Annotated in this window: 15 protein-coding genes; 10 read left to right on the top strand and 5 right to left on the bottom strand. The window is 70.0% G+C overall.

All coding sequences use genetic code 11. The features are described 5' to 3' along the window. The first annotated feature begins 263 nt into the window (after positions 1-263). The 3 genes from AC07AW_RS23530 (at position 264) to AC07AW_RS23540 (ending at position 3,410) form a co-directional block, all read left to right on the top strand. On the top strand, positions 264-944 hold the full coding sequence (locus AC07AW_RS23530; protein ID WP_189804943.1) for a PadR family transcriptional regulator: 681 nt from the start codon (positions 264-266) through the stop codon (positions 942-944). Between the two features lie 48 nt (positions 945-992). Beyond that, positions 993-2,075 carry an inositol-3-phosphate synthase gene (locus AC07AW_RS23535; protein WP_015034875.1) on the top strand — a complete coding sequence of 361 codons (1,083 nt, stop codon included), beginning with the start codon at positions 993-995 and terminating at the stop codon, positions 2,073-2,075. 75 nt (positions 2,076-2,150) lie between these two features. Next, positions 2,151-3,410, top strand: coding sequence for an MFS transporter (locus tag AC07AW_RS23540; protein ID WP_478817423.1), 1,260 nt, complete (start codon positions 2,151-2,153; stop codon positions 3,408-3,410). Between the two features lie 88 nt (positions 3,411-3,498). On the opposite strand, the gene AC07AW_RS23545 is transcribed toward AC07AW_RS23540, so the two are convergent. Continuing rightward, complete coding sequence (locus tag AC07AW_RS23545; RefSeq protein WP_478817424.1) at positions 3,499-4,941, bottom strand: CCA tRNA nucleotidyltransferase; 1,443 nt, start codon at positions 4,939-4,941, stop codon at positions 3,499-3,501. 164 nt (positions 4,942-5,105) lie between these two features. Between AC07AW_RS23545 and AC07AW_RS23550 the strand changes: the two genes are divergently transcribed. The 7 genes from AC07AW_RS23550 to trxA all read left to right on the top strand — a co-directional run bounded on the left by AC07AW_RS23550 (position 5,106) and on the right by trxA (position 14,830). Next, the gene (locus AC07AW_RS23550) at positions 5,106-7,484 is read left to right on the top strand and encodes a DUF6049 family protein (RefSeq protein WP_478817425.1); all 2,379 of its coding nucleotides are present in this window, start codon (positions 5,106-5,108) and stop codon (positions 7,482-7,484) included. Between the two features lie 45 nt (positions 7,485-7,529). Beyond that, positions 7,530-9,752, top strand: a complete 2,223-nt coding sequence (gene murJ, locus AC07AW_RS23555; protein ID WP_478817426.1) for a murein biosynthesis integral membrane protein MurJ — start codon at positions 7,530-7,532, stop codon at positions 9,750-9,752. Positions 9,753-9,870: 118 nt separating this feature from the next. Continuing rightward, positions 9,871-11,595 (top strand): protein kinase family protein, encoded by a 1,725-nt coding sequence (locus AC07AW_RS23560; protein WP_478817427.1) that lies wholly within the window; start codon positions 9,871-9,873, stop codon positions 11,593-11,595. 106 nt (positions 11,596-11,701) lie between these two features. Beyond that, complete coding sequence (gene sigM / locus AC07AW_RS23565; RefSeq protein WP_478817428.1) at positions 11,702-12,412, top strand: RNA polymerase sigma factor SigM; 711 nt, start codon at positions 11,702-11,704, stop codon at positions 12,410-12,412. Beyond that, positions 12,409-13,341 carry a zf-HC2 domain-containing protein gene (locus tag AC07AW_RS23570; RefSeq protein ID WP_478817429.1) on the top strand — a complete coding sequence of 311 codons (933 nt, stop codon included), beginning with the start codon at positions 12,409-12,411 and terminating at the stop codon, positions 13,339-13,341. Before sigM ends, AC07AW_RS23570 begins: the two co-directional genes overlap by 4 nt. A gap of 139 nt (positions 13,342-13,480) precedes the next feature. Next, complete coding sequence (trxB, locus tag AC07AW_RS23575; protein WP_478817430.1) at positions 13,481-14,446, top strand: thioredoxin-disulfide reductase; 966 nt, start codon at positions 13,481-13,483, stop codon at positions 14,444-14,446. Positions 14,447-14,491: 45 nt separating this feature from the next. Next, entirely contained in the window at positions 14,492-14,830 is a 339-nt protein-coding gene (trxA, locus tag AC07AW_RS23580; protein ID WP_478817431.1) for a thioredoxin, read from the top strand. A 69-nt stretch (positions 14,831-14,899) separates the two neighbouring features. On the opposite strand, the gene AC07AW_RS23585 is transcribed toward trxA, so the two are convergent. The 4 genes from AC07AW_RS23585 to rsmG form a co-directional block, all read right to left on the bottom strand. After that, positions 14,900-15,517, bottom strand: a complete 618-nt coding sequence (locus AC07AW_RS23585; RefSeq protein ID WP_392158936.1) for a GNAT family N-acetyltransferase — start codon at positions 15,515-15,517, stop codon at positions 14,900-14,902. A gap of 155 nt (positions 15,518-15,672) precedes the next feature. Then, positions 15,673-16,701 (bottom strand): ParB/RepB/Spo0J family partition protein, encoded by a 1,029-nt coding sequence (locus tag AC07AW_RS23590; RefSeq protein WP_478817432.1) that lies wholly within the window; start codon positions 16,699-16,701, stop codon positions 15,673-15,675. Next, entirely contained in the window at positions 16,698-17,774 is a 1,077-nt protein-coding gene (locus AC07AW_RS23595; RefSeq protein WP_478817433.1) for a ParA family protein, read from the bottom strand. The genes AC07AW_RS23590 and AC07AW_RS23595 overlap by 4 nt, the downstream gene beginning before the upstream one ends. A gap of 236 nt (positions 17,775-18,010) precedes the next feature. After that, positions 18,011-18,727, bottom strand: a complete 717-nt coding sequence (gene rsmG / locus AC07AW_RS23600; RefSeq protein WP_369145308.1) for a 16S rRNA (guanine(527)-N(7))-methyltransferase RsmG — start codon at positions 18,725-18,727, stop codon at positions 18,011-18,013. Positions 18,728-18,793: the final 66 nt, after the last annotated feature.

Consider the following 18,793-nt stretch of genomic DNA (forward strand, 5'->3'; position numbering starts at 1 on the left):
GCCGGTCACCCGCAGCACTGACGCCCCAGGGCATCGCTCGGTTCCCGGTGGTCTGCATGCCGCACAGACTACGCACGGCCAAAACCCACCTACGGCCGGACTTCACCCCAAATCAGGCAAGTCGAACGCTGTGAATTGACGATGTGACGCCGGTCACTGCACCCCCGCTTGTCGAGACAGGGAGGCCGTTCTATCGTGCTGATGTATCGAGTCGATACATCAGCACGGCATAAGGGTCCCGAAGGCGGAGGAGGAGGCGACGGATGAGCAGACGCTCCGGCATCCTCGAGTTCGCCGTTCTCGGCCTGCTGCGCGAGGCCCCCATGCACGGGTACGAGCTGCGGAAGCGCCTCAACACCTCGCTGGGCGTCTTCCGGGCCTTCAGCTACGGAACGCTGTATCCCTGCCTCAAGACGCTGGTCGCCAACGGCTGGTTGATCGAGGAGCCGGGCAGCGCGCCCGAGGAGGCCCTCGCCGCTTCACTCGCAGGGCGCCGGGCCAAGATCGTCTACCGGTTGACCCCGGCAGGTAAGGAGCACTTCGAGGAGCTCCTCTCCCACACCGGCCCGGACGCCTGGGAGGACGAGCACTTCGCGGCCCGCTTCGCCTTCTTCGGGCAGACCGAGCGCGAGGTCCGGATGCGCGTGCTCGAAGGCCGCCGCAGCCGACTGGAGGAGCGCCTGGAGAAGATGCGCGCCTCCCTGGCCCGGACACGCGAGCGCCTGGACGACTACACGCTTGAGCTACAGCGCCACGGTATGGAGTCCGTGGAGCGCGAAGTGCGCTGGCTGAACGAGCTCATCGAGAGCGAGCGGGCAGGGCGGGATCAGCGATCCGGCCCCGACGCCCCCGCTCTGCACGACAACGATTCTGGAGAGACGGGCGGCCTGCCCCGGCACGGGGGCAGTACCCGGCCGGATCCGTCCGACGACACCGCCAAGTGAAACCCTGCGCACCGCAGGGCTTCCACGATCACACAGGGAGCAACCGGAATGGGTTCGGTTCGCGTAGCCATCGTCGGCGTGGGCAACTGCGCCGCCTCGCTGGTGCAGGGCGTCGAGTACTACAAGGACGCCGACCCGGCGGCCAAGGTGCCCGGCCTGATGCACGTCCAGTTCGGCGACTACCACGTCGGTGACGTCGAGTTCGTCGCCGCCTTCGACGTCGACGCGAAGAAGGTCGGCCTCGACCTCTCCGACGCCATCGGCGCCAGCGAGAACAACACCATCAAGATCTGCGACGTCCCGAACAAGGGCGTCACGGTCCAGCGCGGTCACACGCTCGACGGTCTCGGCAAGTACTACCGCCTGACCATCGAGGAGTCCGCCGAGGAGCCCGTCGACGTCGTCCAGATCCTCAAGGACCGCCAGGTCGACGTTCTCGTCTGCTACCTGCCCGTCGGTTCCGAGGACGCGGCGAAGTTCTACGCCCAGTGCGCCATCGACGCCAAGGTCGCCTTCGTCAACGCCCTTCCGGTCTTCATCGCCGGCACCAAGGAGTGGGCTGACAAGTTCACCGAGGCGGGCGTCCCGATCGTCGGCGACGACATCAAGTCGCAGGTCGGCGCGACCATCACGCACCGCGTGATGGCGAAGCTGTTCGAGGACCGTGGTGTCCGTCTTGAGCGCACGATGCAGCTCAACGTCGGCGGCAACATGGACTTCAAGAACATGCTCGAGCGCGACCGCCTGGAGTCCAAGAAGATCTCCAAGACGCAGGCCGTCACCTCGCAGATCCCGGACCGCGAGCTGGGCGAGAAGAACGTCCACATCGGCCCGTCGGACTACGTGGCCTGGCTGGACGACCGCAAGTGGGCGTACGTGCGCCTCGAGGGCCGCGCCTTCGGCGACGTCCCGCTGAACCTCGAGTACAAGCTCGAGGTGTGGGACTCCCCGAACTCCGCCGGTGTCATCATCGACGCCCTGCGCGCCGCGAAGATCGCCAAGGACCGGGGCATCGGTGGCCCGATCCTCTCCGCGTCGAGCTACTTCATGAAGTCCCCGCCGGTCCAGTACTTCGACGACGAGGCCCTGGCCAACGTCGAGAAGTTCATCAAGGGTGAGGTCGAGCGCTAAAGCGCCGCACGCTTGTCGATCGAGGGTCCCCGAGCCACTGCCCGGGGGCCCTCTTCGTATGTGAGTCTTGCTGCCATGTCCGTCGTACGTGATCTGCGCGTACTCCTGCGCCTGACGAACTTCCGCCGCCTGCTTGCCGTCCGGCTGCTCTCCCAGTGCGCCGACGGCGTCTACCAGGTGGCCCTGGCCACGTACGTCGTCTTCTCCCCCGAGAAACAGACCTCCCCCACCGCGATCGCCTCCGCCATGGCGGTGCTCCTGCTCCCGTACTCGCTCGTCGGGCCCTTCGCCGGAGTGCTCCTCGACCGCTGGCAGCGCCGTCAGGTCTTCCTGTACGGGAACCTCCTGCGCTCCCTGCTCGCCTGCGGGACCGCCGTCCTCGTCCTCGCCTCCGTACCGGACTGGCTCTTCTACGCCTCCGCCCTCTCCGTCACCGCCGTCAACCGGTTCGTCCTGGCGGGGTTGTCGGCCTCCCTCCCCCGTGTCGTCGACGAGGAGCGGCTCGTCGTGGCGAACTCGCTCTCGCCGACCGCGGGCACCCTCGCCGCGACCCTCGGCGGCGGTCTCGCGTTCGGTGTCCGGCTCATCGCCGACGACTCCGACGCGGTCGTCGTCGCCTTCGGAGCCGTCCTCTATCTCTGCGCCGCCCTCGCCTCCCTGCGGATGTCCCGGGAGCTCCTCGGCCCCGACGCCGACGTCACGCCACAGCCCCTCGTCTCAGCCCTGAAGTCGACCGCCCACGGTCTGGTCGAGGGGCTGCGGCATCTCGCCGAGCGACGTCCCGCCGCACGGGCGCTCGCCGTGGTGGCCCTCATGCGTTTCTGTTACGGCGCCCTGCTCGTCGCCGTGCTCATGCTCTGCCGCTACACCTGGAGCTCCACGGAGTCCGAGGGCCTCGGACTGCTCGGAATCGCCGTCGCGGCCTCGGGCGCCGGCTTCTTCGCGGCCGCCGTCCTCTCCCCCTGGGCGGTGGGGCGCTTCGGCCCCTTCGGGTGGATGACGGTGTGCACGGCCGCGGCCGCCGTCCTCGTGCCGGCGCTCTGCCTGACCTTCACCCCGACCCCCTTCCTCGTCGCCGCCTTCCTCCTCGGGCTCATCACCCAGGGAGCCAAGATCGCGACGGACACGGTGGTCCAGACGGCCGTGGACGACTCCTATCGAGGACGGGTCTTCTCGCTCTACGACGTGCTGTTCAACGTCGCCTTCGTGGGCGCGGCGGGCGTCGCGGCCTTGATGCTGCCGCCCGACGGCCAGTCGCCTCTTCTGGTCGTGCTGGTGGCCGTGATCTACGCGGCGCTCGCGGCGGTCCTGCACCGGGAACGCCAGGAGGGGTGATGTTTCACGTGAAACACCACCCCTCCAGAGCGTCGAGCGGGCCGATGTTTCACGTGAAACATCGGCCCCGTCCGGGCGCCGGCTCGACTCAGTCGCGCGCTGCCCACCACTCCTTGAGCGCGGCGACGGCCTGGTCGTGCTCCATCGGCCCGTTCTCCAGCCGAAGCTCCAGCAGGAACTTGTACGCCTGACCGATGGCCGGCCCCGGTCCGATGCCCAGAATCTCCTGGATCTGGTTGCCGTCGAGGTCCGGGCGGATCGCGTCCAGCTCCTCCTGCTCCTGGAGCTGGGCGATGCGGGTCTCAAGACCGTCGTAGGTCCGGGAGAGCGCCGCCGCCTTGCGCTTGTTCCGCGTGGTGCAGTCCGAGCGAGTCAGCTTGTGCAGCCGCGAGAGCAGCGGCCCGCCGTCGCGGACGTAACGCCGCACGGCCGAGTCGGTCCACTCGCCGTCCCCGTAGCCGTGGAAGCGCAGGTGCAGCTCCACGAGGCGCGAGACGTCCTTGATCATCTCGTTGGAGTACTTGAGCGCGGTCATGCGCTTCTTCGTCATCTTCGCGCCGACCACCTCGTGGTGGTGGAAGGAGACCCGGCCGTCCTTCTCGAAGCGGCGGGTGCGCGGCTTGCCGATGTCATGGAGCAGGGCGGCGAGACGCAGCACGAGGTCGGGGCCGTCCTCCTCCAGGTCGATCGCCTGGTCGAGCACGGTCAGCGAGTGCTCGTAGACGTCCTTGTGCCGGTGGTGCTCATCGCTCTCCAGACGCAGCGCAGGCAGCTCGGGCAGCACGTGCTCGGCGAGGCCCGTGTCCACGAGGAGCCCGAGGCCCTTCCGGGGGTGTGCCGAGACCAGCAGCTTGTTGAGCTCCTCACGGACACGCTCGGCGGAGACGATCTCGATCCGGGCGGACATCTCCTTCATGGCCGTGACGACCTCGGGGGCGACCTCGAAGTCCAGCTGTGCGGCGAACCGCGCGGCCCGCATCATGCGCAGCGGGTCGTCGGAGAAGGACTCCTCCGGCGTACCCGGGGTGCGCAGGACCCGGGCGGACAGGTCCTCAAGACCGCCGTACGGGTCGATGAACTCCTTCTCGGGGAGCGCCACGGCCATGGCGTTGACGGTGAAGTCACGCCGGACGAGGTCCTCGTCGATGGAGTCGCCGTAGGAGACCTCGGGCTTCCGGGAGGTCCGGTCGTACGCCTCCGAGCGGTACGTGGTGACCTCGATCAGGTAGCCGTCCTTCTGGGAGCCGACGGTCCCGAAGGCGATGCCGACCTCCCACACTGCGTCGGCCCACGGACGGACGATCTTCAGTACGTCCTCGGGGCGGGCGTCGGTGGTGAAGTCCAGGTCGTTGCCGAGCCGGCCGAGCAACGCGTCCCGCACCGAGCCACCGACCAGCGCGAGGCTGAACCCGGCCTCCTGGAAACGGCGGGCGAGGTCGTCGGCGACAGGGGACACACGGAGTAGTTCACTGACCGCGCGGCGTTGCACCTGGCTCAGTGCAGTCGGGGTGTCTTCGTTGGCGTTCGGCACAACAGAAAAGGGTACGTGCCCCGGCTCACCGCGGCGTTCCCGTTTTCGGCTGGAGCAGTCCCCGGCACTTGCCCCCAGCCAGCCTCGTTACCATGCCTGGACACAGCAACCGGGAACCATCGACACCACTGACTTCACAGACAACGACGAGGACGGGCGAACGCGTGGCCGAGGCGGCAGACATCCAGGGAACCGGTCCCTCACCTGCCCGCCGATGGCTGCGGCGCACGCTCACCGTCGCCTTCGGGGCACCCCTTCTCGCCGGCCTGCTCCAGGCCCCCCTCGTCGCCGCCCCGGCGGCCGCGGCCGAGGATGCCACCGGCTCCAGGACGGTCGATGTGTCACTCGACACGCTGGCGCCGAGCGCGCCCGTCGAGGGGGACACCGTCACCGTGACGGGCTCGGTGACCAACCGGGGCAAGAAGACCGTCACCGACGCGACCGTGAACCTGCGCGTCGGACCGAGGATGACGAGCCGCAGCGAGATCGAGCAGGTGACGGGGCGCACCGGTTTCCGGAACGACAGCGACCCCGCGCCCCTCGAGGACGCCCCGACCGTCAAGATTCCCCGGCTGGGCGCCGGCCTCAGCACGGAGTTCTCGCTCTCCGTCCCCGTCTCCGCGCTGGGGCTCGACGAGGAGGGGGTCTACCAGCTGGGCGTCTCGCTCACCGGGCAGACCTCTGACCGGCAGTACGAGCGGGTGCTCGGCATCGAGCGGACCTTCCTGCCGTACCAGCCCGAGGCCACCGAGAAGAAGACCCAGCTCACCTACCTGTGGCCGCTCATCGGCTCGGCGCACGTCTCGGCGCAGACGGCCACGGACGACCAGCAGACCCCGGTCTTCGAGGACGACGACCTGGCGGCCGAGCTGGGTCCGGGCGGGCGCCTGAACGAGCTGGTCTCCCTGGGCAAGGACCTCCCGGTCACCTGGGTGGTCGACCCGGACCTGCTGGCCTCCGTCGACGCCATGGCGAACGGCTACCGCGTCAAGGACGGCGAGCTGGACATCCCCGGCAAGCACCAGGCCGTCGCCGAGCAGTGGCTGGACGCTCTGGAGAAGGCGGTCCAGGGGCACAAGGTCGTCGCCCTTCCCTTCGCCGACCCCGACCTGGCCTCGCTGGCCCATCGGGGCAAGGACGTTCCCGGCTCCCTCGGACACCTCCAGTCGGCGACCGCCCTGGCGGGCATGACGGTCGAGACCGTCCTCCACGTACAGGCGGCCACCGACTTCGCCTGGCCCGTCGACGGTGCCGTCGACCCGTCCATCGTGGCGGTGGCGACCTCGGCCGGAGCCGAGAAGGTGATCGCGCGCAGCGACAGCGTCCGCGACGACCTCTCCTACACGCCCACGGCAGCCCGCCCGCTCGGCAACGGCAGCACCACGGCCGTGGTGAGCGACGCGCTGATGTCCACCGCCTTCGAAGGGGACATGGTCCGCGCGGAGAACTCCACGCTCGCGGTCCAGGAGTTCCTCGCCCAGTCGCTCGCGGTCACCCTGGAGCAGCCGGAGGACCAGCGCAGCATCGTCGTCGCCCCGCAGCGGATGCCGACGGTCACGCAGGCCCAGTCCATGGCGACCGCCCTGACGGGCCTCTCCGGCCGGCGCTGGACCGAGCCGAGCGACCTCCTCGCGGCCGCCGCGGCCAAGCCGGACCCGGACGCCTCCACCACGGTGCCGAGCCGCTCCCGCTACCCGAAGAAGCTGCGCGACCGGGAGCTCCCCGTCCAGGCCTTCCGCGACATGAAGACCACTCGGGACGAGCTGGACGACTTCAAGGTCGTCCTGACCCAGCCGGAACGCGTCGTGACGCCCTTCGGCAACGCGATCAACCGCGAGATGTCGACCTCCTGGCGCGGTGAGGCCCGGGCCGCCGCGATCTACCGGAACAACGTCCTGGACTATCTGCAGACCCTCACCAAGGGCGTCCAGCTGGTCGACAAGTCGGACCTCACGCTCTCCGGCCGCAGCGCGACGATTCCCGTGACCGTCCAGAACAAGCTGCTCCAGGGCGTGGACAACCTGAAGCTGCGCCTCACCTCCGGCAACAAGAACCGGCTGGAGCTGAACGGCGAGAGGTTCGCCGAGCTCCCGGTGAAGGTCGGCGGCGGACACAGCCAGTCGGTGAAGTTCACCGCCTCGGCCAACGTCAACGGCCAGGTGCCGATGACGGCCCAGCTCTACACCGAGGACGGCACCCCGTACGGGCAGCCGATGAACTTCACGGTGCGGGTCTCCGAGATCACTCCCACGGTGATGCTCGTGATCGCCGGCGGTGTCCTCCTCCTCGTGCTCGCCGGCGTGCGCATGTACAGCCAGCGCAAGCGGGTGGCCGCCCGGAACGCCGAGGCCGAGGCGGCCGAAGCGGCCGAGACCACCGAGGACGACCCCGCCGAGGACGACGCCGCTTCGGAGTCCGGCGAGGACGCGCCCGGCGAAGGGGAGTCCGACGCGGACGAACCCGTGCAGCCGAGTGACCTGACACCGGACACCGGGTCCGAAAGCGGCGACCCGTCGGGCCCGAGTGAGAAAGTGGACCGTTGAGCGATGTCGTGGCCGGTCGGCCGGGGACGATGAGGTGGGGTAACCATGAACGCGCCGTACGACGGTGACCGCGGCCAGGGCGCGGGCGGCCCGGCGCCGTCCGCTGGGACGCCCGCGGCGCCTCCCGGTGCCGGCCACCCGCCGGTGCCGCCCCCGCAGCAGGGCGCCCCTGGCGCGCAGGGACAGGACCCCTACGCGCAGAACCCGTACGCCCAGGACCCCTACGTCCAGGACGCCTTCGCCCACGACCCGTACCAGGCCCAGGACCTGTCCGCGCAGGACCCGGTGACCGAGGCGCTCTACGACCGCGCCGCGCACCCGCCGCCCCCGCCCGGCACGTACCAGGACCCCCACGCGCTCTACCAGCAGCCGGCCTCACCGCAGCACGCCCCCGACCCCCGGGTGTGGGCCCAGACCCCGGCGCCCGAGCCGGACGGTCCCTCGCGGCATCTGCCGTACGGCGACGACGCGCGCACGGTCCAGTTCACCGGGGTCGACGACCTGGTGACCCGGGCGAGCGAGGAGACGCCGGAGCCGGACGCGTTCGCGCACCTCTACCGGGACCAGCAGGCGCCCGGCCAGGTGCCGCCGCCCGCCCCGGAGCCGGACCCGCTGCCCGCGCCCGCCCCCAAGAAGTCCGGCCGTGCCTCCGGGCTGCTGAAGTCGAGCGCGGTGATGGCGGCCGGCACGCTGGTCTCCCGGCTGACGGGCTTCGTCCGCAGCCTGGTGATCACCGGTGCGCTCGGCGCGGCCCTGCTCGGTGACACGTTCACCATCGCCTACACCCTGCCGACGATGATCTACATCCTCACCGTCGGCGGTGGCCTCAACTCGGTCTTCGTCCCGCAGCTCGTCCGCTCCATGAAGAACGACGAGGACGGCGGCGAGGCGTACGCCAACCGGCTGCTCACGCTGGTCATGGTGGCGCTCGGCCTCATCGTGGCGCTGGCCGTCTTCGCGGCGCCGCTGCTGATCCGGCTGATGTCGAACACCATCGCCGACGACGCGGCGGCCAACAGCGTGGCCGTGACGTTCGCCCGCTACTGCCTGCCCACGATCTTCTTCATGGGCGTGCACGTGGTGATGGGTCAGATCCTCAACGCCCGCGGCAAGTTCGGCGCGATGATGTGGACGCCGGTCCTCAACAACATCGTCATGATCGTCACCTTCGGCCTGTTCATCTGGGTGTACGGCACCTCCGCCGAGTCCCACATGGGCGTGCAGACCATTCCCGACGAGGGCATCCGACTGCTCGGCATCGGCACCCTGCTGGGCCTCGTCGTCCAGGCCCTGGCGATGATCCCGTACCTGCGCGAGACGGGCTTCCGCTTCCGCCCCCGCTTCGACTGGAAGGGCCACGGGCTCGGCAAGACGGTCAAGCTGGCCAAGTGGACGGTCCTCTTCGTCCTCGCCAACCAGGCGGGCGTCCTGGTCGTCACCCAGCTCGCCACCGCCGCCGGTGAGGAGTCCGGGAAGAACGGTGCCGGCTTCCTCGCCTACTCCAACGCCCAGCTGATCTGGGGCATGCCGCAGGCCATCATCACGGTCTCCGTCATGGCCGCGCTGCTGCCGCGGATCTCCCGCGCCGCCCACGACGACGACCCCGGTGCCGTCCGGGACGACATCTCCCAGGGCCTGCGGAACTCGGCCGTCGCGATCGTCCCGGTCTCCTTCGCGTTCCTGGCGCTCGGCGTCCCGATGTGCACCCTGCTCTACGCCTCCAGCGGCGTCGAAGCGGCCCAGGGCATGGGCTTCATCCTGATGGCCTTCGGCCTCGGCCTGATCCCCTACTCCGTCCAGTACGTCGTGCTCCGCGGCTTCTACGCCTACGAGGACACCCGGACGCCCTTCTACAACACGGTGATCGTCGCCGCCGTCAACGCGGCCGCCTCGGCGCTCTGCTACGTCGTCCTGCCCGCCCAGTGGGCCGTGGTCGGCATGGCCGCGTCGTACGGCCTCGCCTACGCCGTCGGCGTCGGTATCGCGTGGCGCCGGCTCCGCAAGCGCCTGGGCGGGGACCTGGACGGCACCCACGTGATGCGGACCTACGCGCGGCTCTGCATGGCCTCCGTGCCCGCGGCGATCGTCGCCGGTGCCGTCGGTTTCGGCCTGCTGAAGCTGCTCGGCGAGGGCGCCCTGGGCTCGCTCGCCGCCCTCGTGGTCGGCGGGGCGGTGCTCCTCGGAGTCTTCTTCGTCGCCGCGAAGCGCATGCGGATCGCGGAACTGAACACCCTGGTCGGCATGGTCCGCGGACGTCTGGGACGCTGAACCCCGCAGTCCCGCACAACCATCGGCGGGAACCGCGTGTCGTGCATAGCGTCCGACTGTGGGCACAATTGGCTTGGCTGTTGGATGTGGCGCAACGGATGGGGAGGCAGGAACGACGGTGGCGGAACGTAGCACGGCTGCCGTCGACGTGGCCGACAACAGCGGTGACGACCCGCTGACCGCCAAGGCGGACACGGCCGCGACCGACGGGGTGGCGGAAGAGCAGAAGACGGCGGAGAAGTCCGCCGAGGCCACGGAGAGCAAGGCGGTCGAACGACAGAGCGGCGAACAGCCCTCCATCACGGCACCCGAACTGCACAGCGGTCACAAACTGGCCAGACGCTACCGGCTGGAGGAGTGCGTCACTCGTCTGGACGGCTTCAGCAGCTGGCGTGCCGTCGACGAGAAGCTGCGTCGCGCGGTCGGGGTCCACCTGCTGCCGGCCGACCATCCCAGAGCTCGGTCGGTGCTGGCCGCTGCCCGCTCCTCGGCCCTCCTCGGCGACCCCCGCTTCGTCCAGGTCCTCGACGCCGTCGAGGAGAACGACCTCGTGTACGTCGTGCACGAATGGCTGCCGGACTCCACCGAGCTGACCGCGTTGCTCGCGGCCGGCCCCCTGGAGCCCCACGACGCGTACCAGCTCGTCAGCCAGGTCTCCCAGGCCATGGCCGCCGCCCACCGCGAAGGCCTCGCCCACCTCCGGCTCACCCCGAGCGCCGTCCTGCGCAGCTCCACCGGTCAGTACCGGATCCGCGGCCTGGCCGTGAACGCCGCGCTGCGCGGCATCACCGCCGAGCGTCCGCAGCGCAGCGACACCGAGGCCATCGGCGCCCTGCTGTACGCCGCGCTCACCCAGCGCTGGCCGTACGACAGCGACGCCTATGGGCTCTCCGGCCTCCCCAAGGGCGTCGGGCTGTTGGCGCCGGATCAGGTCCGCGCCGGTGTCCACCGGGGTCTCTCCGAGATCGCCATGCGCGCCCTCGCGAACGACGGGGCCACCGCCTCGCGTCAGGAGCCGCCCTGCACCACTCCGGACGAGCTGGCGAAGGCCGTGGCGGCGATGCCCCGTGTCAGGCCGCCGGAGCCGGAGTTCACCGCCCCGCCCGAGTACCAGCACACGACGTACCAGCAGGGCACCTACGGACGCCCGCAGCCGCGTCCCGTGGTCACCCAGACGGTCGTGGTGCCGCCGCCTCCGCTGCAGAGCCGCACCGGCAAGGCGCTCAAGTGGGCCGTCTCGGCCCTCCTGATCGCTGCCCTCGGGCTCGGCAGCTGGCAGATCGCGGACCGGCTGCTCGCGCCCGACGGCACGCAGACCGAGACCCCGGTCACCTCACCGACCGTCGACGAGAAGCCCGCACCGCCGAAGCCGCTCGCCATCGAGGGGGCCGAGGAGTACGCCCCCGACGGCAGGGCGCAGGACACCAGCGGGGTCCACAACACCTACGACAGCGACAGCTCCACGTACTGGCGCACCAAGACGTTCACGGGCGGCCCTGTCCTCGCTCCCTACAAGCAGGGCGTCGGCATCGTCTACGACCTCGGCAGCGAGCAGAACGTGACCTCGGCCTCCATAGCGCTCCGCTACGGCGGCCCGCAGACCGCGATCACCCTGTACGCGGCGGACTCGCTGACCCCTTCGGGTCCCGTGGAGTCGATGAAGCGGATCGCCACGGTCGAGACCTCGGACACGACGGCGAAGCCGGAGACGAAGACACCGGTCAAGACGCGCTACGTGCTCCTCTGGATGACCTCCGCGCCGTACGCCGACGGTGACCAGTTCTTCGGAGCCGGCTACAAGCAGGCCATCACGAACGTGTCCTTCCAGGGGTCCGCCCCTTAGTCACCACCCGCACCATCGATGAGCGCCGAGCCCAGCTCGGCGCTCATTTACTTCCGGGCACGGACCGGATTGAATGCCTGCACGGCTGCCGATCGAGGAGGGAACCGTGACGCCTCCGGCTGACGACCCCCGGACGGCGGCGGACGAGGAACTCCTCGCCCGCCATGTCGCCGGGGACCCCGATGCCTTCGGTGAGCTTGTGCGGCGCCATCGCGACCGGCTGTGGGCGGTGGCCCTGCGGACCCTGGGGGACCGCGAGGAAGCCGCTGACGCCGTCCAGGACGCCCTGATCTCCGCCTTCCGGGCCGCCCACACCTTCCGCGGCCAGTCGGCCGTCACAACCTGGCTCCACCGCATCACGGTGAACGCCTGCCTCGACCGTGCGCGCAAGGCCGCCTCGCGCCGGACCTCGCCGGTCGACGACACGGACCGCTTCGAGCAGCTTCTCGACCCCCACGAGTCGGCCGAGGCACCCGTGGAGCGCCAGGACCTCAACCGTCAGCTCCTGGCCGCTCTCGCCGCGATCCCCGAGGACCAGCGAGCCGCCCTGGTCCTGGTCGACATGCAGGGATACCCGGTCGCGGAGGCAGCCCGTATCCTCGGCGTCCCCACCGGGACCGTGAAGAGCCGCTGCGCGCGCGGGCGGGCACGCCTCCTTCCGATGGTCACTCATCTGCGCGCCGACACCGTGGGTAACGAGGCCGCCGAAGGGGGAAGGAACCGGACGCCGGGGACATCCGTCCCACCGGTGCCGGGGCCGACGGATACCGGACCGACAGATCCAGCTGCTGTGAAGGGCGGAGGTGGGCGCACGTGACTTCCACGGCCGGCAAGGCCGACACCACACAGCACCCGGACGTCTCGGAGATCTCCGATCTGACCGAGGGGCTGCTCTCACCGACCCGTTCGGCGGCCGTACGACGGCACCTGGAGGGCTGTCCCCTCTGCGCCGACGTCCGGTCCTCCCTGGAGGAGATCCGGGGTCTGCTCGGCACCCTGCCCGGGCCGCCCCGCATGCCCGCCGAGATCGCCGGACGCATCGACGCCGCCCTGGCCGCCGAAGCCCTCCTCAACGCCACCTCCCCGGAGAGCGACACCCCTGTTTCACGTGAAACATCGCGCGCCTCCGCCGAGACCGCGGCCCCCTCCCCGTCCTCCCCGGCCGCGGACCGTCCTGCCGGACGCCCTCGGGCGGCCACCGGCCCCGGCCGACCCGGCACGCGACGCCGTCGCCGGACCGCACTGTTCGCCACGATCGGCGCCGCCTTCGGAGCCGTGGTGCTCGGTACGAGCCTCTATCTCAGCCAGGCGGGCAACCCGACCGCCAGCAGTCCGGCCGCCCAGAAGGCCGACACGTTCGCGAGCGCGTCCCTCAGTCCCTTCTCCGGTGCACCCGTCGAGGACCGCGTCCACGCCCTCCTCTCAGAGAACCGCGCGCCCAAGACCCCCCAGGGGGTGGGCCCCGAATCCATGTCCGCAGAGGCCGGCAGCGACACTGCCCAGCGCAACGCGGCCGACGCCGTTCCCGACTGTGTCCTTGCCGGCACCGGCCGCACCGACGGGGTGCTCGGCCACGAGCGCGGCGAGTACCAGGGGACACCGGCCTATCTGCTCGTCATGACGGATCCGACGGACAGCACACGAGTCCAGGCCTATGTGCTCGACGCCTCCTGCGCCGAGCGGCCCACGGAGAGCGGAAGCCCGGCCGCCGACGTCCTGCTCAGCCAGACGTACCCCCGCTCCTGACCTCTCTTCCCGCCCGGCCACGGTGCCGCGCGGCGGTCTCGGGAATGCACGCCCCTTAGGATCCGTTGGGTGGGGTGAGAGCGACCGAGACAACCGCCCCCGTAGGCAGTGGCAGTCTGCAGAGACGAGGAAGAAACCCGTGAGCGACGTCCGTAACGTGATCATCATCGGCTCCGGGCCCGCGGGTTACACCGCAGCGCTCTACACGGCCCGAGCGTCGCTGAAGCCTCTGGTCTTCGAGGGTGCCGTCACCGCCGGTGGCGCCCTGATGAACACCACCGAGGTCGAGAACTTCCCCGGTTTCCGTGACGGCATCATGGGCCCGGACCTCATGGACAACATGCGGGCCCAGGCCGAGCGCTTCGGCGCCGAGCTGGTCCCGGACGATGTCGTCGCCGTCGACCTGACCGGCGACATCAAGACCGTCACCGACACCGCCGGCACCGTGCACCGCGCCAAGGCCGTGATCGTCACCACCGGCTCCCAGCACCGCAAGCTCGGCCTCCCCAACGAGGACGCGCTCTCCGGCCGCGGTGTCTCCTGGTGCGCCACCTGCGACGGGTTCTTCTTCAAGGACCAGGACATCGCCGTCGTCGGCGGCGGCGACACCGCGATCGAGGAGGCCACCTTCCTCTCGCGCTTCGCCAAGTCCGTCACGATCGTCCACCGCCGCGACACCCTGCGTGCCTCCAAGGCCATGCAGGAGCGCGCCTTCGCCGACCCGAAGATCTCCTTCGCCTGGGACAGCGAGGTCACCGAGATCCACGGTGAGCAGAAGCTCAGCGGTCTGACCCTGCGCGACACGAAGACCGGTGAGACCCGCCAGCTCCCCGTCACCGGCCTCTTCATCGCCGTCGGCCACGACCCGCGGACCGAGCTCTTCAAGGGCCAGCTGGACCTCGACGAGGAGGGCTACCTCAAGGTCGCCGCCCCGTCGACGCGCACGAACCTCACGGGTGTCTTCGCCGCCGGCGACGTCGTCGACCACACCTACCGCCAGGCCATCACGGCCGCCGGCACCGGCTGCTCCTCCGCACTCGACGCCGAGCGCTTCCTGGCCGCCCTCGCCGACAGCGAGAAGCTGGCCGAGACCCCCGCGGTCTGACCCCGTCTCTCCCCACCCCACACCCCGCGAAATAAGGAGGCCGCCGTGGCCGGCGCCCTGAAGAACGTGACCGACGCAGACTTCGACGAGGTCGTCCTCAAGAGCGACAAGCCCGTCCTGGTGGACTTCTGGGCTGCCTGGTGCGGCCCGTGCCGTCAGATCGCCCCGTCGCTCGAGGCCATCGCCGCCGAGCACGGCGAGATCGAGGTCGTGAAGCTCAACATCGACGAGAACCCGGCCACGGCTGCCAAGTACGGCGTCATGTCCATCCCGACGCTCAACGTCTACCAGGGCGGCGAGGTCGCGAAGACCATCGTCGGTGCCAAGCCGAAGGCCGCCATCCTGCGCGACCTGGCGGACTTCGTCGAGCCCAGCAAGGCCTGACACCCGCCGCATGTTTCACGTGAAACGGCCCGCCCCCCTGTGGGGGCGGGCCGTTCTCGTTCTCCGACACTAGAGAGGCCGCAGGGCAGGCTCTTTCTGCACGGCGCCGAGCAGACGGTCCAGAGCCATCTCGACATCCTCCTTCCAGGAGAGCGTCGTCCTCAGCTCCAGCCTCAACCGGGGGAAGGCATGGTGGGGGCGCACGGTCTTGAAGCCCACCGCCAGAAGATGGTCGGCCGGCAGCACACAGGCCGGCTCCTTCCACCGGGCGTCCCCGAAGGCCTCGATCGCCTTGAAGCCCCGCCTCATCACGTCCTTGGCCACGGTCTGCACCACCACACGGCCCAGTCCCTGCCCCTGATAACCCGGCATGATCCAGGCCGTCATCAGCTGGACGGCGTCCGCCGCCACAGGGCTCGTCGGGAAGGCCGTCGAACGCGGCACATAGGCCGGGGGAGCGTAGAGGACGTAACCGACCGGCACCTCGTCGACGTAGACCACCCGGCCACAGGAGCCCCACTCCAGGAGAACGGCCGAGATCCAGGCCTCCTTCTCCAGCTCCGGGCGCCCCGCCTTGACCGCCGCCTCACCACTGACCGGGTCGAGCTCCCAGAAGACACAGGACCGACACCGCTTGGGGAGATCCGGCAGGTTGTCCAGCGTGAGCGGTACGAGCCGACGCCCCACGGCTGCTCCTCGTTTCCCTCGCCTTCGAGCACGGATACGCCTCTCGGAATCGTATCGATCGGGCGATCGGGGCGATACCGCTCACAGGCAAAGGGCGGGCCGCGTTCCGGTGAAGACCGGAGCACGGCCCGCCCTCGGCGGCCTCGGTGAGGAGATCAGTCCTCGGTGTTCTTGTGGTCTATGACCCGTCCCTCGCCGGGAGCCAGGGTCGAGAGGATCCGGTCCAGATCGTCCATCGAGGCGAACTCGACGACGATCTTGCCCTTCTTCTGCCCCAGGTCGACCTTCACCCGGGTCTCGAAGCGGTCCGAGAGCCGGGAGGCGAGGTCCGTGAGCGCGGGCGAGACACGGCCACCGGCCCGCGGGCCCTTCGGCTTGACCGCGGACGCGGGCTCCTCGGAGCCCATCAGACTCACGATCTCCTCGACGCTGCGCACCGAGAGGCCCTCGGAGACGATCCGGTACGCCAGCTTGTCCTGGGCGTCCGGGTCCTCCACGCCGAGCAGGGCCCGGGCGTGGCCGGCGGAGAGCACTCCGGCGGCGACCCGGCGCTGCACCGGCAGCGAGAGCCGCAGCAGCCGCAGCGTGTTGGAGATCTGCGGGCGGGAGCGCCCGATCCGCTCCGCGAGCTGGTCATGGGTGCAGCCGAAGTCCTTGAGCAGCTGCTCGTAGGCGTGGGCCTCTTCGATCGCGTTCAGCTGGGCCCGGTGAAGGTTCTCCAGGAGCGCGTCCAGGAGCATCTTCTCGTCGTCGGTGTCCCGGACGATCGCCGGGATCCGCTCAAGACCCGCCGTCGTCGACGCCCGCAGACGACGCTCACCCATGACGAGCTCGTAGCGGTCGGCCTCGATCTTGCGCACGACCACGGGCTGGAGCAGGCCGACCTCCTTGATGGAGGTGACGAGCTCCGCCAGCGCGTCCTCGTCGAAGATCTCACGCGGCTGATGCCGGTTGGGGACGATGGCGTCGATCGGAAGCTCGGTGAAGTAGGCACCGGCCGGAGACTCCGGCAGGGCCAGCGGCTCCGGCTCGTTCCACACCGGCATCGAGTCCGGGGCCTGCGCGCTCTGCGGCAGCGTCGCCAGCTTCGCGGCGGCCACCCCTCGCTCCACCTGCCGTTCCTGGGGAGCAGCCGGGATCAGCGCACCGAGCCCACGCCCCAATCCCCTACGTCGCTCGCTCACTGGATCCCCTCCGACATGCTGCGCTGGTTGTTCTGGTGCCCTACATGGGCGTGCTGCGGGTCGTACTGCACGGCGACCCCCCGCAGGGCGATCTCACGGGCCGCTTCGAGATACGACAGGGCGCCGCTGGAACCCGGGTCGTAGGTGAGGACCGTCTGTCCGTAGCTCGGCGCCTCCGAGATACGGACGGACCTCGGAATACTGGTCCGCAGCACCTCCTCGGCGAAGTGACTGCGCACCTCGTCGGCGACCTGGGAGGCGAGCCTCGTCCTGCCGTCGTACATGGTGAGCAGAATCGTCGAGACGTGGAGCGCCGGGTTGAGGTGCCCTCGGACCAGGTCGACGTTCCGCAGGAGCTGCCCGAGCCCCTCCAGCGCGTAGTACTCGCACTGGATCGGGATCAGTACCTCCGCGCCCGCCACCATGGCGTTGACCGTGAGGAGGCCGAGCGAGGGCGGGCAGTCGATCAGGATGTAGTCCAGCGGCTGCTCATAGGCCTGGATCGCCCGCTGCAGGCGGCTCTCACGGGCCACCAGCGACACCAGCTCGATCTCCGCGCCGGCCAGGTCGATGGTGGCGGGGGCGCAGAAGAGGCCCTCGACGTCCATGACCGGCTGCACGACCTCCGAGAGCGGCTTGCTGTCCACGAGAACGTCGTAGATCGAGGGGACCTCGGCGTGGTGGTCGATGCCCAGCGCCGTCGAGGCATTGCCCTGCGGGTCCAGGTCGATGACCAGGACGCGGGCGCCGTGCAGTGCCAGGGACGCGGCAAGGTTGACCGTCGTGGTCGTCTTGCCCACGCCGCCCTTCTGATTGGCGACGACCATCACGCGAGTCTGGGCCGGGCGGGGAAGACCCTCACCGGCACGACCCAGCGCCTCTACTGCCAGCTGGGCAGCACGACCAATGGGGGTGTCGTCCATCGGGGGCAATGTTTCACGTGAAACATCGTCCCCCACCGATTCGGTTCGGGGACCGGGGACCGGATCGGTCATCGGTCCCGCGATGTTGGCGTCGGACCGCAAGGATTCACTCTCCTCGGCTTCAGGCTCGCGATGAGGAGAGCCTGCCATGCTTTCGGGGTCGTGAACCAGCGAGGTCGGTGGTTCTGTGGGCGAATCCACCTCTGTGGACAACTCCGTAACCCTCGCGGGTGGCTTCACGCGGGGTCTACGGTCCCGGGACGTGGCAGCCGCGCGACCGCGGCTGATGATCCCCTGCAGCAGTGAGCGACGTTTCACGTGAAACACCATGCCCCTGCCGCCCGGCCGGGACCGTTCGACACTCCGAAATGGTACGTATGCGACGCTCAGCGGCGCCGACGGGTCTTGCTCGTCCGGGCGGCCTTGGCCCGCTTGGCCGCGAACCGCACACCACCGGGGCTCTCACCGACCTCCACCCGGACGACCGTGGTCATCGGATCGACGATCCCCTCGCCCACGTGCAGCACCGAGGCCTCCACCACGCCGAGCCGGGAGAGCGCGGCGCGGGCACCGTTGATCTCCTCCTCGGCGGTGTCGCCCTTGAGCGCCAGCATCTCGCCGTACGGGCGCAGCAGGGGAACGCCCCAGCCGGCCAGCCGGTCGAGCGGGGCCACCGCGCGGGCGGTCACCACGTGCACGGGCGTGATCTTGCCGAGCATCTCCTCCGCCCGCCCCCGGACCACGGTCACATGGTCGAGGCCGAGCAGCTCCACGACCTCCTGGAGGAAGTTCGTCCTGCGCAGGAGCGGCTCAAGCAGCGTGATCTTCAGGTCGGGCCGGACCAGAGCCAGGGGGATACCGGGCAGACCGGCGCCAGAGCCCACATCGCAGACGGTGACGCCCTCGGGGACGACCTCCGAGAGGACGGCACAGTTCAGCAGGTGGCGCTCCCAGAGACGCGGGACCTCGCGCGGGCCGATCAGGCCGCGCTTCACGCCCGCGTCCGCGAGCAGCTCCGCGTACCGCACGGCCTCCGGGAAGTACTCACCGAAGACTGTCCGCGCCTGCTCCGGCGCCTCGGGGAGCTCCGCTGCCTCCGTCACGGGAACCGTCCTTCCGTACCGCACGACTCGCGTGCGAGCGCACTGTGGTGGCTGACTATCAAGGCT

This window comes from Streptomyces sp. NPDC044003 (genome assembly GCF_056435185.1).